Genomic DNA, 12,577 nt, shown 5'->3' on the forward strand with positions numbered 1-12,577 from the left:
TCCAGCTCTCGAAGGGTTACCTGCCGGATGGCCAACCTGGTCAACCTCGAATCGGTCAGCAAGTCCTACGGCGAGCGGATGCTGCTCGACGGCGTCTCACTCGGCGTCGGCGAGGGCGAGCGCATCGGCGTCGTCGGCCTCAACGGGGGCGGCAAGACCACACTGCTCGAGGTGCTCGCCGGCCTCGCCCCACCGGACTCGGGAAGGGTCAGCCGGGTCCGCGACCTGCGGATGCGCGTGGTCACCCAGCGCACTGCGCTGCCTGAGGGCAGTACCGTGCGTGACGTCGTGCTGGCGGAGTACGCCGCCGAGCACGAGTGGGCCGCGGACGCCCGCGTGCGCTCCATTGTGGACGGACTGGGCATCTCGGCGATCGGGCTGGAAACGCCCACGGCCACGCTGTCGGGCGGGGAACGCCGTAGGGTCTCGCTCGCCGCGGCGCTCGTGGCCGAGCTGGATCTCGTGGTGCTCGACGAGCCCACCAACCACCTCGACGTCGAGGGCGTGCGCTGGCTCGCCGAACACCTGCTCGCGCGGCGGATCTCGCTCGTGGTGGTCACCCACGACCGGTGGTTCCTCGACACCGTGTGCGGCCGGACGTGGGAGGTCGTCGGCGGCAAGGTCGAGCAGTACGAGGGCGGCTACGCCGACTGGGTCTACGCGCGCGCCGAGCGGGCCCGCCTCGCCGCGACCGCGGAGGAGAAGCGGCAGAACCTGGCGCGCAAGGAGCTCGCATGGCTCCAGCGCGGCGCGAAGGCCCGCACGTCGAAACCGCGCTACCGCATCGAGGCCGCCGAGTCGCTGATCTCGGACGTGCCCCCGCCCCGCGACTCCGTGGAGCTGCTGACGTTCGCCAAGCGCAGGCTCGGCAAGACCGTGCTGGAGCTGGAGGACGTGACGCTCGGGACGGGGGAGCGCACGCTGCTCGACGACGTCACGTGGCGCATCGGCCCCGGCGACCGGATCGGCCTCGTCGGCGTCAACGGCTCGGGCAAGACGACCCTGCTGCGGCTGCTGGCGGGTGAGTCGGAGCCGGAGACGGGGAGGCGGATCGAGGGCAAGACGGTGCGGCTCGCGCACCTACGCCAGGAACTCGACGATCTACCTGGTGATCTCCGCGTCCTGCAGGCCGTTGAGGCCGTTGCGGGGCGGGTGACGCTCGGCAAGCAGGAGCTGTCGGCCTCGCAGCTGGCCGAGAAGCTCGGGTTCCCGCCGGCGCGGCAGTGGACGCCCGTCGACGACCTCTCGGGAGGCGAGCGGCGTCGGCTACAGCTCGTGCGGCTGCTGATGGCGGAGCCGAACGTGCTGCTGCTCGACGAGCCCACCAACGACCTGGACATCGACACCCTCCAGCAGCTGGAGGACCTGCTCGACTCGTGGCCGGGCACGCTCGTGGTGGTCTCGCACGACCGCTACCTGGTGGAGCGCGTGTGCGACACGGTGGTCGCCCTCTTGGGCGACGGCAAGATCACCCACCTGCCCGGAGGCATCGACGAGTACCTCACCCGCCGCGCCGAAGCTCCACTCGCGCCCAAGCCGGTCGGGCCTCAAGGCGACCTCGGGGGCGGTTCGGACGGCGGGAACGGAAAGGTTTCCGCCGCGGAGTGGCGGGCGGTCACCAAGGAGCTGGCGCGACTGGAACGCAGGCTCGACGTCGTCCACGAGAAGGAGGCCAAGCTGCACGAGGCGCTGGCCGCCGCGGCGACCGAGCCCGAGCGCCTCATGGAGCTCAACACCGAGCTGAAGACGGTGCTCGCGGAAAAGGACGAGCTGGAGCAGAAATGGCTGGAGACCTCTGAGGCCGTGGAGTGAAAACCCGCTGCTGAGGCACTCCCGTCGCCCGACCGGCCACCCCCTGTGGTGGCGCTTCGCGCCGCTGTGTTCAATCAGAGCATGAGTCGGTTCGTGGAGACGATGGTCGCCACCGCCCACGCGGTCGGCCGGCGGCGGGGCATGGTCACGGGGGAACCCAGGGAGCCTGTCCGCAGGACGTGGTTCGAGGTGCACGAGCGTGCCCGCCGGGTCGGGGGTGGTCTGGTCCGGGGTGGGCTCGAACCGGGCAGCGCCGTCGCCGTGCTCGCCGCCGCGCCGGAGCTGATCGCTCCGACCGTGCAGGGCACGTGGCTCGCGGGCGGCAGCGTCACGATGCTGCACCAGCCGACGCCGCGCACCGACCTCGGCCAGTGGGCCGCCGACACCATCCAGGTGCTCGAGATGATCGGCTCGCGCCTGGTGTTGCTCGGCGAGCCGTTCGACCAGCTCGCTCCCGTGCTCACCGAACACGGCATCGACTACCGCAAGATCGACGACCTGCTCGCCGGCGAACCGATCGCCGAGCCCGTGCCCGTCGGCGAGGATTCGCTCGCCCTGCTGCAGCTCACCAGCGGCTCCACCGCCGAGCCGAAGGCCGTGCGGATCACGCACGGCAACCTCTACTCCAACATCCGCGCGATGGTCGGCCGCGCCGAGCTGGACTTCGACACCGACGTGATGGTGTCGTGGCTGCCGACCTTCCACGACATGGGCATGGTGGGCTTCCTGACGCTGCCCATGACGTTCGGCGTCGAGCTCGTCAAGGTCACCCCGGTCGAGTTCCTGTCAGGGCCGCTGCTGTGGCCCGAGCTGATCAGCCGCTATGGGGGCACCGTCACGGCCGCGCCGAACTTCGCCTACGCGATCGTCGGCCGCAGGCTCGCGAGGGTCGACGACGACAACGCCTACGACCTCTCCCGCCTGCGGATCGCGCTCAACGGCGCGGAGCCCATCGACCCCTCCGCGGTGGAGACCTTCACCGATGCGGGCGCTCGGTTCAAGATGTCGGCCGAATGCGTGTTCCCCGCCTACGGCTTGGCGGAGGCTACGCTCGCCGTGTCCTTCGCGCCGCTGTTCACCGGCCTGGCCGTGGACGTCATCGAGGCGCACGCGCTGGAGGCCGAGAACCGCGCGGTTCCGGTGCCGGAGGGCGACCCGCGCCGCGGCACCGACGACGTCCGCGGGTTCGCGGTGCTCGGCCCGCCGCTGGACGGGTTGACCGCTCAGATCGTCGACGAGCACGGCACGGTGCTCGGCGAACGCGAGGTCGGCGAGATCCGGCTGCGGGGAGAGGCCGTGTCGCCCGGCTACCTGACCGTGCACGGTCCCGCGGCGACGCAGGACGCTGAGGGCTGGTTCGCCACCGGCGACCTCGGCTACCTGGTCGAGGGCGGGCAGATCGTCATCTGCGGGCGCAGCAAGGACGTGATCATCCTCGGCGGCCGCAACGTCTACCCGACCGACATCGAGCGCGCCGCGGGCTCCGTGGAGGGCGTGCGAGCGGGCAACGCGGTGGCCGTCCGGATTGACGCGGGCACCAGGCGGGAGCGCTTCGCCGTGGTGCTGGAGTCCAAACTGGCCGGCGACGAGGCCGAGGAGCAGCGGCTCGCCAAGGAGGTCGCCGCGCGGGTGCGCGACGCCGTGGACGCCCGGCCCTACGCGGTGGTGGTGCTGCCCGCGGGCAGCCTGCCCAAGACACCGTCCGGCAAGGTCAAGCGCGCCGCCACCGCCGTCCAGTTCCGCGCCCAGATCGACGCCCGGGCCTAGGAGCGCGCTGAACAACCCCCGCCCCGCTGCGCGACGCCCGCTCCTCGCCCGCAGTGAAGGCCACCTTCACTGCGTTCAACACAGGCAAGGTGGCCTTCACTGCAACTGGTTGGTCACCTGCGGGCGCGGCGCCACAGGGGCTTGCGGGCGTGGGTGTGTTCCAGCGCCGGGGCGACGTAGGGGCCGCTCGGGGCCGCCGCTCCGGACCTCGCGGCGAGCGTGGTCTCCACGGCACGCAGGAACGTGTCCACCGCCGTCTGGTCGTAGCCACCCCGCTTGGCCAGCGGCGTGAGCCGGAACGCGACGTCGTGGACCTCCGTCGCGCTCACGTCGTCCTCCCCGTCGAGGGTCGCCGCGATGCGATCGAGGAACGCGTCGACCTGCACCTCGTTGTAGCCGCGCGTCCCGAACGGCGCCTCCGGGAACCGGATGTCGCGCACGTCGTCGGACGTCACGGTCATCTAGCGATCCCGCACCGGCTCGATGGCGGGGGACGCGGTCCGCGCGGCGGGCACGTGGTGCGAGCCCGGCCGGACACCGGTCCTGACGAGGAGAGTCTCCTCCACCTCGTCCAGGAACTCGTCCACCTCGCGCTCGTCATAACCGCGCTTGCCGATGAGCGGCCGCCCGAACTGGACGTGGTGCACCTCGGCGGCGGTGAGGTCGTCCTCGTCGGCGAGGGTCTTCACGATCCGCTGGACGAACTCGTCCACCTCGTTCTTCGCGTAGCCACGGCGGCCGATGGGGGCGTTGCGGAACTCGACGTCGCGGACGTCGTCTGCCGTGAACGACATGTAGGGCCTCTCCTGGGTTCGGCTCGGGTCGGGAGTCATCCCGCATTCCGTCCTAGCCCCCGGTGAACGCAGCGGGAAGACTCAGGGAGGTTTGTCGACTCGACCAGGTGCGCGCGACAACGCCATCGAGTGACCGTCAGATCACCGACAGCGACGAATGCGTCAGCCCACGTGGAAGGTGTTCTGCGCCGCGGTGAGGCCCTTGCCGACCAGCTCCTCGACGGCATCGGCGCAGCGATCGAGGTTCAGCGCGAGCTCGCGCCGCTCGACCGTGGAGAAGTCCTTGAGCACGAAGTCGGCGGGGTCCATCCGGCCGGGCGGGCGGCCGACGCCGAACCGGACCCGGTAGTAGTCCTTGGTGCCGAGCGACTTCGTGATGGACCGGAGTCCGTTGTGGCCGTTGTCGCCGCCGCCGAGCTTGAGCCGCAGCGCACCGTAGGGGATGTCCAGCTCGTCGTGGATCACGACGACGCCGCTCGGCGGGATCTTGTAGAAGCGGGCGGTGCCCGAAACGGGCCCGCCGGAGAGGTTCATGAACGAACGGGGCTTGGCCAGCACGACCCTGCGCCCGGCGAGGTGCCCCTCGAGCACCTCGGCCCCGCCCTTGTGTGCCTTGAACTTGCCGCCGATGCGGGCGGCAAGCTCGTCCAGCACCAGAGAGCCCACGTTGTGCCGGTTGCCGGCGTAGCGGGGCCCGGGATTGCCGAGGCCGACGAGCAGCACCTGCTCGCCGGCTCCCGGCAGATCTTGCTCCACGGACGTGGCCTTACTCGCCGTTCTGGCCCTCGGCGGGGGTCTCCGGCTGGTCCTCGACCACGCCGGCGCCCTCGGTGTCAACCTCGGCCTCCATCGCGGCCTCGGACGGCGCCTCGTTGACGGCGACGACGAGCGCCTCGGGGTCGGTCACCAGCTCGGCGCCCTTCGGCAGGGTGATCTGCGAGGCGAGGATCTGGGTGCCGGCCTCGGCGTCCTCGATCGAGACCTCGAACTGCTCGGGGATGTGCAGCGCCTCGACCTCGATCTGGATGGTGTCGAGGTCCTGGTTCACCAGGGTGCCGGGGGCGGGGTCGCCGGTCAGCGCGACCGGGACGTCCACGGTGATCTTCTCGCCGCGGTGCACGATGAGCAGGTCGACGTGCTCGATGTAGTTCTTGAGCGGGTGGATGGTGACCGTCTTGGTCAGCGCCAGCTCGGTGGCCTTCTCGGCCTTCTCGGCGGCACCTGCGACGTCCAGGGTGAGCACGGCGTTCTGGCCGTTCTCACGGATGACGCGGGCGAACTCGATGGCGGGCAGCGCCAGGTGTCGGGGGTCGACACCGTGGCCGTAGAGGACCGCAGGGATCTTGCCGGAACGGCGGGTTCGGCGGGCCGCGCCCTTGCCGAACTCGGTGCGGGGTTCGACCGTCAGACGTACCTCGGACACGGGGATGCACTCCTTGCGGTGGGGTCTTCTGCGTGCTGGTGGCTGTCCGGCGGCGAGTTCCACGACGTGTACGCACACGGGTGGCCGCTCAAGCCGCCGCGTCGATCACGTCGGACACCGAGTGCACCCGGAGCCCGCCTCGCCGAGACAACCTGCACAGTCTAGTCGAGCCCGATTCCGGTTCTTTACGGGGCCGTCACTCCCCGGCCAGTGCGCGCAGCACGGGCGCGAAGGTCTCGAGCGCGGGTTCGAACACGGTGAGGTAGGAGAAGCCGTAGTGCTCGCGTCGTTCGTGCAGGGTCGCGGCGATCTCGTCGGGGGTGCCCGCCAGCAGCTGAGGTGCCTCGAGCAGCCGGCCGATGTCCGGTTTCGGGCCCTGGATCGGCGCGGCCCACGCCTCGATCTCGGCCTTCGGGTCGTCGGAGGTCGCGACGTACTGGACGAGCAGGTTGAACTCCAGCCCGTCGGCGCGCGTGCCGGCCCGGTCGCGGACGAACGTGGTGCGCTCGTGCAGCTCCTCGGGGCTGATCAGGGTGAGCGTTCCCGGCGGCTCGCCCTCGACCTGACGCAGCCCGCCGAAGCCCACGATGTCGGCCTCGCGGGCGGCGAGGTCGAGCACCAGATCGCCGTTGCCCGCGATGAGCAGCGGCGGCAGGCCGGTGCCGAGTCTGCTCCGCAGCTCGGCGACCGTCTCGGCGAGGAAGGCGACACGCTCGCGCGCAGGGCGCCACGGCAGGCCGGCGTCGTCGAACTCGGACTTCATGTGCCCGGCGCCGAGGCCGAGGTCGAGCCTGCCGCCGGTGACGCCCGCGACCGTGGAGACCTCCCTGGCCAGCAGCGCGGGGTTGTAGAACGGCACGTCGAGCACGAACGGCACCACACGCGGCCGCTCGGTCACCGCGGCGGCGACCGCGAGCGCGGGCAGTGGAGCGGCCCTGCCCTCGCCGAGGTGGTCGGGCACGGCGATGACGTCGTAGCCGAGCTCCTCGGCCCTGCGGCACTTGGCGACCCATTCGTCCCGGCCGCCGACGGACCGGAAACTGATCCCGAACCGGAACCTTCGCGTGCTCATGACCGGCACGCTATTGATCCGCTACCCGCCGTGGGAGCCCCTTTCGCGCACAGCAAACGGCCCCCAAGGCCACCTTTGTTGCGCTCAACGCACCGAAGGTGGCCTTGGGGGCCGGTGGGCGAAAGGGTCAGGCGCTGCCGTCGAAGAGGCTCGTGACGGAGCCGTCCTCGAAGACCTCCTGGATCGCGCGAGCCAGCAGCGGCGCGATGGAGAGCACGGTCAGGTTGCCGAACCGCTTCTCCTCCGGGATCGGCAGCGTGTTGGTGACGATCACCTCGCGCGCCTTGCAGTTGGCCAGCCGCTCGGTGGCCGGGTCGGAGAGGATGCCGTGGGTCGAGGCGATGACCACGTCGGCAGCGCCCTCCTCCAGCAGCGCGTCGGCGGCCTTCGTGATCGTGCCACCGGTGTCGATCATGTCGTCGATCAGCACGCACAGCCTGCCGCGGACCTCACCGACGACGCGGTTGGCGACCGCCTGGTTCGGCTTGTCGGGGTCACGCGTCTTGTGGATGAACGCGATCGGCCGGTCGCCGAGCTGCTGCGCCCACTTCTCGGCCAGCCGCACGCGGCCCGAGTCCGGCGAGACGACCGTGATGTCGGCGTCGCCGTAGGTGTCGCGGATGTGGTCGGCGAGCACCGTCTGTGCGAGCAGGTGGTCGACCGGACCGTCGAAGAAGCCCTGGATCTGCGCCGTGTGCAGGTCGACCGTCATGATCCGGTCGGCGCCCGCGGTCTTGAAGAGGTCGGCGATGAGGCGCGCGGAGATCGGCTCGCGGCCCTTGTGCTTCTTGTCCTGCCGCGAGTACGGGTAGAACGGCATGATCACGGTGATGCGCTTGGCGCTCGCGCGCTTGAGCGCGTCGACCATGATGAGCTGTTCCATGATCCACTCGTTGATGGGCGGCGGGTAGCTCTGGACGACGAACGCGTCCGTGCCGCGCACCGACTCCTGGAAGCGCACGTAGATCTCGCCGTTGGCGAAGGTGTGCACCGTCTGCGGGGTGATCGTCACATTGAGGTGCTTGGCCACCTCTTCCGCGAGTTCGACGTGTGAACGGCCGGAGAAGAGCATCAGGTTCTTCTTCGGCGTGCCGGACTTCGGACTCATTCTGGCGACTCCCCGTCGGTATCGGTTTCCTGCTGTGCGGCGAGTGCCCTTTCCGCTGCCTCCGCCGCTGGGGTACCCGGCCTGCGCCGCGGTACCCAGCCTTCGATATTCCGTTGTGGTGCCCCCGAGACCGCGAGCGCTCCTGGCGGGACGTCGCGGCGGATCACCGTGCCCGCGCCACTGTACGCGCCGTCCCCGACCGTGACCGGCGCGACGAACATGGTGTCCGATCCAGTCCGCACGTGGGAGCCGATCGTCGTGTGGCTCTTCGTGACGCCGTCGTAGTTGACGAACACGCTCGAGGCGCCGATGTTGCTGTACTCGCCAATCGTCGCATCCCCGACGTAGGTCAGGTGCGGCACCTTCGTGCCCGTACCGATCTCGGCGTTCTTCGTCTCGACGAAGGTGCCGATCTTTCCCTTGACGCCGAGCCGGGTGCCCGGCCGCAGGTAGGCGAACGGGCCGACGGAGGCGCCGTCGCCGATCTCCGAGTCACTCCCATGTGTACGGACGACGCTGGCGCCTGCACCGACCGTCACGTTCGTGAGTGTCGAATCAGGACCGACGTGACTGCCCTCGCCGACGGACGTGTCGCCGTGCAGCTGCACGTTCGGCGCCAGTACGACGTCGCGGGCGAGCGTCACGCCCGCGTCGAGCCACGTCGTCGCCGGGTCGGTCACGGTGACGCCCTCGAGCTGCCAGCGGCGCACGATGCGGCGGTTCAGCTCGGCCGCGAGCACCGACAGCTGCACGCGGTCGTTGACGCCCTCGGTGAGCCACGTGTCCTCGACCACGTGCGCGCCGACGTGCTTGCCGTCGCCGCGCGCGATGCCGAGCACGTCGGTGAGGTAGAGCTCACCCTGCGCGTTGTCCGTGGAAAGGCGCGAGAGCCCGTCGGCGAGCACGGCGGCGTCGAACGCGTAGACGCCGGAGTTGATCTCGCGGATCGCGCGCTGCTCCTCGGTCGCGTCCTTCTGCTCGACGATGGCGGCCACGTCACCGGCGGCGTCGCGGACGATCCGGCCGTAGCCGGTCGGGTCGGCCACCACCGAGGTCAGCACCGTCACGGCGTTGGCGGTGCGCTCGTGCTCCTCCAGCAGCTTCGCCAGCGTCGCCGTGTCGAGCAGGGGCACGTCGCCGTAGGTGACGAGCACAGTGCCGGAAAGGCCGGAGGGCAGCGCATCGAGCGCGCACGACACGGCGTGCCCGGTGCCGTTCTGGCTCTCCTGCACTGCGGTGGTCACGGTCCTGCCGAGCGTCTCGCCCAGCGTGCCGAGGTGCTGGGTCACCGCCTCGCGGCCGTGGCCGACCACGACGACCAGTTGTTCGGGATCGAGTCCGGCCGCCGCCCGCACCGCGTGCTCGACGAGCGGCCTGCCGGCGATGGGATGCAGCACCTTCGGGAGGTCCGAGCGCATGCGGGTTCCCTCACCCGCGGCCAGGATCACGGTGCTCAGCGGGCCGGTCACGGCACTCCTCACTTCGCCAGGTCTGTACCGGGCCACGATCCTACGTGTGCTCGCCCGCGTCGAACGTGGGGTCGTCCACCGGCTGTTCCTCGGGCTCGCCGCCGGGCTGCGGCGAGGAGGCGATCTGGTTGCCGCCGCCACGTTTCGCCTGGTACATCGCCGCGTCGGCGCGCGAGAGCACCTCCTCGGCGCGTTCCTGCGGGCGCAGGGAGACGAGTCCCACCGACAGGGTCACCCCGTGCGAGAGGTGGTGGGGCAGTGACGCGACCGCCTTCACGGAGCGGTTCAGCGCCTGTGTCGCCGCCGACAGCGGGGCGCCGGGGAGCAGCACGATGAACTCGTCGCCGCCGTAGCGGGCCACGAGGTCGTCACCGCGCAGCGCGTCCCGGAGCGTGCTGGCGACCACGCGCAGCACGTCGTCGCCCTCGGCGTGCGAGTGCTGGTCGTTGACGTCCTTGAAGCCGTCGAGGTCGACCAGCGCGACCGCGAGCGGCTGGGCCATCGCGGAGGCGGCCAGCGAACGCAGCCGCTCGTCCAGCGCGCGCCGGTTGGGCAGGCCGGTGAGCGGGTCCTGGAGGGCCTGCTGCGTGATCGCGCCGTGCTCCGCGGAGAGGCGTTCGTGTTCGCGGCGGGTGTCGAGGGTGGCGATCTGCGACTCGCGCAGCGACCACAGCTCGGCCTCCAGCGTCGCCGCGTAGTCGGCGAGCGGGCTCGTGGGTTTGCTCTCCGGCTCGACGGAGGATTTCGCGTCGCCGCCCTGCTCGCCGTCGCCGAGGCGGGCCAGCTCACGCACGAGGTTGAGCCGCATGGACGGCTGCGAGTTGTCCTCGGCCTGGGTGTGCCGTGCCTCCAGCAGCACGTCGAGCGCCTCGTCGCGAAGGCCGTCGACCTCGAGGCAGCGGGACAGCGCGATGGTGACCAGGATGTTCTCGTGCGGGTAGCCCTGGGTGCCGTGCAGGCGCCGCAGCCGGTCGATGTGCGCGGAGTTGGGGGCGGCGAAGGCCAGTGACGCGGCGAGCACCCCTACCTGGTCCACCGCGGGCACGCCGGCCTCGCGCGGGAACAGCGACTCCGCGAACGGGGCCTCCACGGCGATCGCCATCGAGGCCGCGGTGCGGAACTTCTCCCCGGCCTCGTCGTAGCGGCCGACCCGTTCGAGCCGCAGGCCCCAGCCGAGCAGCATCTTCACGCGGTTCATCAGCTGCAGCGTGATCTCGTGCGGGCCCGCGCTGTCGCGGATCGCCTGGTGGGCGCGTGTGATGACCTCCTCGGCGGCCTCGTAGACGCCGAGCTGGTTGAGCACGATCCAGCAGTCGTTGAGCGCGGACGACAGCAGCCGGTCCCACGCGCGCCTGCCCATCTGCAGGTCGGCGCTCGGTGCGTCGTCGAGCAGGGCCAGCGCCCTGGCGATCTCAGTGAGCGCCGCGTCCTCCTGGCCTGCCAGGACGAGCCGCCTGCCCCGCAGCGCGTGTGCGTCGGCGCGCAGCAGCGCGAGGCCGTGGCGCTTGGTGTGCGCGAGCATCTCGTCAAGTAGCTGCTCGGCCTCGTCGACCATGCCGCGGGTGACGAGCCTGGCGAGCGCGGCGGCCCTCAGTAGCTGTGCGACCAGCACGGGCTCGCCCCTGCGCTGGGTCTCGTCGAGCAGTTCGTCGAGGGTCTCGATGACCTTGAGTTGCTCGCTGCGTTCGGTGCGCTGTACGGCTGCGATCAGCTCACGGGCGCGGCCCAGCAGCCAGGCGTCGGACATGTCGCCCAACGCCGGGCGGCGGGTCTCCTCCGCGTCAAGTTCCTCGCCGTGCAGCCGCCTCACCCCCTACGGGCCACCCGAAACTCCGTTGCTCCGCCGCCAGGGCTCGAACCTGGACTGTCAGAACCAAAATCTGAAGTGCTGCCAATTACACTACGGCGGATCGCGCCTGGTCAGGATAGCCAGTCTGAGATCGGGTACCGGCAAGGGGTGAAGACGCCGCTTTCGGCCTCTCCCGAGGGTGCAAAACCTCCTGTACCGTAACTTACGGAAACGTAGGTAAGGCGACCCTTGCCAAGGTCTGTTCGTGGAAAGAAGTGACGCGCATGACGGCGACGCTCGAAGGTTCCCCCGCTCCCGCCAAGGGCCCGAAACCGATTCTCGACGGCAAACGCGGCCCAGGTGTCCAGTTCGCGGTGTACTTCGGCGTCATCGCTCCGCTCGCAGCGCTGATCGCCGCCGTGCCCTTCGCCTGGGGCTGGGGGCTCACCTGGGTCGACGTGGCCTTGTTCGTGGTGTTTTACGCGGTCTCCGGGCTGGGGATCACCGTGTCGTTCCACCGGCACTTCACCCACGGCTCGTTCAAGGCGAAGCCGTGGCTGCGGGTCGTGATGGCCATCGCGGGCAGCATGGCCGTGCAGGGTCCGCTGATCACGTGGGTGGCCGACCACCGCAGGCACCACGCGTTCTCCGACCGTGAGGGCGACCCGCACTCGCCGTGGTTGTTCGGCACCTCGCCGCTGGCGATCGCCAAGGGCTTCTGGCACGCGCACATGGGCTGGCTGTTCGAGCGCGACAAGAGCAACGCCGAGCGGTTCGCGCCGGACCTGCTCAAGGACAACGCGCTGAAGAAGGTCGACGAGCTGTTCTGGCTGTGGACCCTGCTGTCGCTGGTGCTGCCGGGCATCATCGGCGGGCTCGTGACGTGGTCGCTGTGGGGCGGCGTGACGGCGTTCTTCTGGGCCGGGCTCGTGCGGGTCTGCGTGCTGCACCACGTGACGTGGTCGGTGAACTCGATCTGCCACATGATCGGCGAGCGCCCGTTCGCGGCGCGGGACCGTTCGGCGAACTTCTGGCCGCTGGCGATCCTGTCGTTCGGCGAGTCGTGGCACAACCTGCACCACGCCGACCCGACGTCAGCGCGGCACGGCGTCAAGCGCGGTCAGATCGACATCTCCGCGCGGCTGATCTGGCTGTTCGAGAGGTTCGGCTGGGCGTACAACGTGCGCTGGCCGACGCCGACCAGGCTGGAGAAGCTCTCGGTCGCGGCGAAGTAACCGAGCACGGAGACCCCGGCAGGCCGCCCGTCCGTCTCCCGCCACCACCCGGGCGGAGTCGCCGCGCGACGCGGCTACTCTTTCCGAATGGCGGCGAGACGGCGAGCG

11 protein-coding genes and 1 tRNA gene are annotated in these 12,577 nt (G+C 70.5%); 3 read left to right on the forward strand and 9 right to left on the reverse strand.

Annotated features, from left to right (window positions below):
• The first annotated feature begins 27 nt into the window (after positions 1-27).
• Both BA062_RS33215 and BA062_RS33220 read left to right on the forward strand, forming a co-directional pair.
• Positions 28-1,812, forward strand: a complete 1,785-nt coding sequence (locus BA062_RS33215; RefSeq protein ID WP_110343094.1) for an ABC-F family ATP-binding cassette domain-containing protein — start codon at positions 28-30, stop codon at positions 1,810-1,812.
• A gap of 81 nt (positions 1,813-1,893) precedes the next feature.
• Positions 1,894-3,579 carry a fatty acyl-AMP ligase gene (locus BA062_RS33220; RefSeq protein ID WP_110343151.1) on the forward strand — a complete coding sequence of 562 codons (1,686 nt, stop codon included), beginning with the start codon at positions 1,894-1,896 and terminating at the stop codon, positions 3,577-3,579.
• Positions 3,580-3,692: 113 nt separating this feature from the next.
• Here the strand turns inward: BA062_RS33220 and BA062_RS33225 are convergent, their stop codons facing one another.
• The 9 genes from BA062_RS33225 to BA062_RS33265 form a co-directional block, all read right to left on the reverse strand.
• Positions 3,693-4,040, reverse strand: a complete 348-nt coding sequence (locus BA062_RS33225) for a DivIVA domain-containing protein (protein WP_110343095.1) — start codon at positions 4,038-4,040, stop codon at positions 3,693-3,695.
• The gene (locus BA062_RS33230; RefSeq protein ID WP_110343096.1) at positions 4,041-4,373 is read right to left on the reverse strand and encodes a DivIVA domain-containing protein; all 333 of its coding nucleotides are present in this window, start codon (positions 4,371-4,373) and stop codon (positions 4,041-4,043) included.
• Between the two features lie 162 nt (positions 4,374-4,535).
• Positions 4,536-5,129 (reverse strand): aminoacyl-tRNA hydrolase, encoded by a 594-nt coding sequence (gene pth / locus BA062_RS33235; RefSeq protein ID WP_110343097.1) that lies wholly within the window; start codon positions 5,127-5,129, stop codon positions 4,536-4,538.
• A gap of 10 nt (positions 5,130-5,139) precedes the next feature.
• Positions 5,140-5,796: a 50S ribosomal protein L25/general stress protein Ctc gene (locus BA062_RS33240; protein ID WP_110343098.1), complete on the reverse strand. Its 657-nt coding sequence runs from the start codon at positions 5,794-5,796 to the stop codon at positions 5,140-5,142.
• A gap of 196 nt (positions 5,797-5,992) precedes the next feature.
• Positions 5,993-6,868: a TIGR03621 family F420-dependent LLM class oxidoreductase gene (locus tag BA062_RS33245; protein ID WP_110343152.1), complete on the reverse strand. Its 876-nt coding sequence runs from the start codon at positions 6,866-6,868 to the stop codon at positions 5,993-5,995.
• Positions 6,869-6,995: 127 nt separating this feature from the next.
• The gene (locus tag BA062_RS33250) at positions 6,996-7,976 is read right to left on the reverse strand and encodes a ribose-phosphate diphosphokinase (protein WP_110343099.1); all 981 of its coding nucleotides are present in this window, start codon (positions 7,974-7,976) and stop codon (positions 6,996-6,998) included.
• On the reverse strand, positions 7,973-9,445 hold the full coding sequence (glmU, locus tag BA062_RS33255; RefSeq protein WP_110343100.1) for a bifunctional UDP-N-acetylglucosamine diphosphorylase/glucosamine-1-phosphate N-acetyltransferase GlmU: 1,473 nt from the start codon (positions 9,443-9,445) through the stop codon (positions 7,973-7,975). Before glmU ends, BA062_RS33250 begins: the two co-directional genes overlap by 4 nt.
• 40 nt (positions 9,446-9,485) lie before the next feature.
• Positions 9,486-11,192, reverse strand: a complete 1,707-nt coding sequence (locus tag BA062_RS33260; protein ID WP_110343153.1) for a GGDEF domain-containing protein — start codon at positions 11,190-11,192, stop codon at positions 9,486-9,488.
• 91 nt (positions 11,193-11,283) lie between these two features.
• Positions 11,284-11,355 (reverse strand) — tRNA-Gln (locus BA062_RS33265).
• Positions 11,356-11,518: 163 nt separating this feature from the next.
• On the opposite strand from BA062_RS33265, the gene BA062_RS33270 reads away from it, so the two are divergent.
• Positions 11,519-12,469, forward strand: a complete 951-nt coding sequence (locus BA062_RS33270; RefSeq protein WP_110343101.1) for an acyl-CoA desaturase — start codon at positions 11,519-11,521, stop codon at positions 12,467-12,469.
• The last annotated feature ends 108 nt before the right edge of the window (positions 12,470-12,577 follow it).

The organism is Prauserella flavalba, from assembly GCF_003202235.1.
GTDB classification, from domain to species: Bacteria; Actinomycetota; Actinomycetes; order Mycobacteriales; family Pseudonocardiaceae; genus Prauserella_A; species Prauserella_A flavalba.

Coding starts and splice junctions, on each gene's coding strand:
- BA062_RS33250 (WP_110343099.1), bottom strand. CDS start 7,976: ATGAGTCCGAAGTCCGGCACGCCGAAGAAGAACCTGATGCTCTTCTCC.
- BA062_RS33245 (WP_110343152.1), bottom strand. CDS start 6,868: ATGAGCACGCGAAGGTTCCGGTTCGGGATCAGTTTCCGGTCCGTCGGC.
- BA062_RS33230 (WP_110343096.1), bottom strand. CDS start 4,373: ATGTCGTTCACGGCAGACGACGTCCGCGACGTCGAGTTCCGCAACGCC.
- BA062_RS33260 (WP_110343153.1), bottom strand. CDS start 11,192: ATGTCCGACGCCTGGCTGCTGGGCCGCGCCCGTGAGCTGATCGCAGCC.
- BA062_RS33225 (WP_110343095.1), bottom strand. CDS start 4,040: ATGACCGTGACGTCCGACGACGTGCGCGACATCCGGTTCCCGGAGGCG.
- BA062_RS33270 (WP_110343101.1), top strand. CDS start 11,519: ATGACGGCGACGCTCGAAGGTTCCCCCGCTCCCGCCAAGGGCCCGAAA.
- BA062_RS33215 (WP_110343094.1), top strand. CDS start 28: ATGGCCAACCTGGTCAACCTCGAATCGGTCAGCAAGTCCTACGGCGAG.
- BA062_RS33220 (WP_110343151.1), top strand. CDS start 1,894: ATGAGTCGGTTCGTGGAGACGATGGTCGCCACCGCCCACGCGGTCGGC.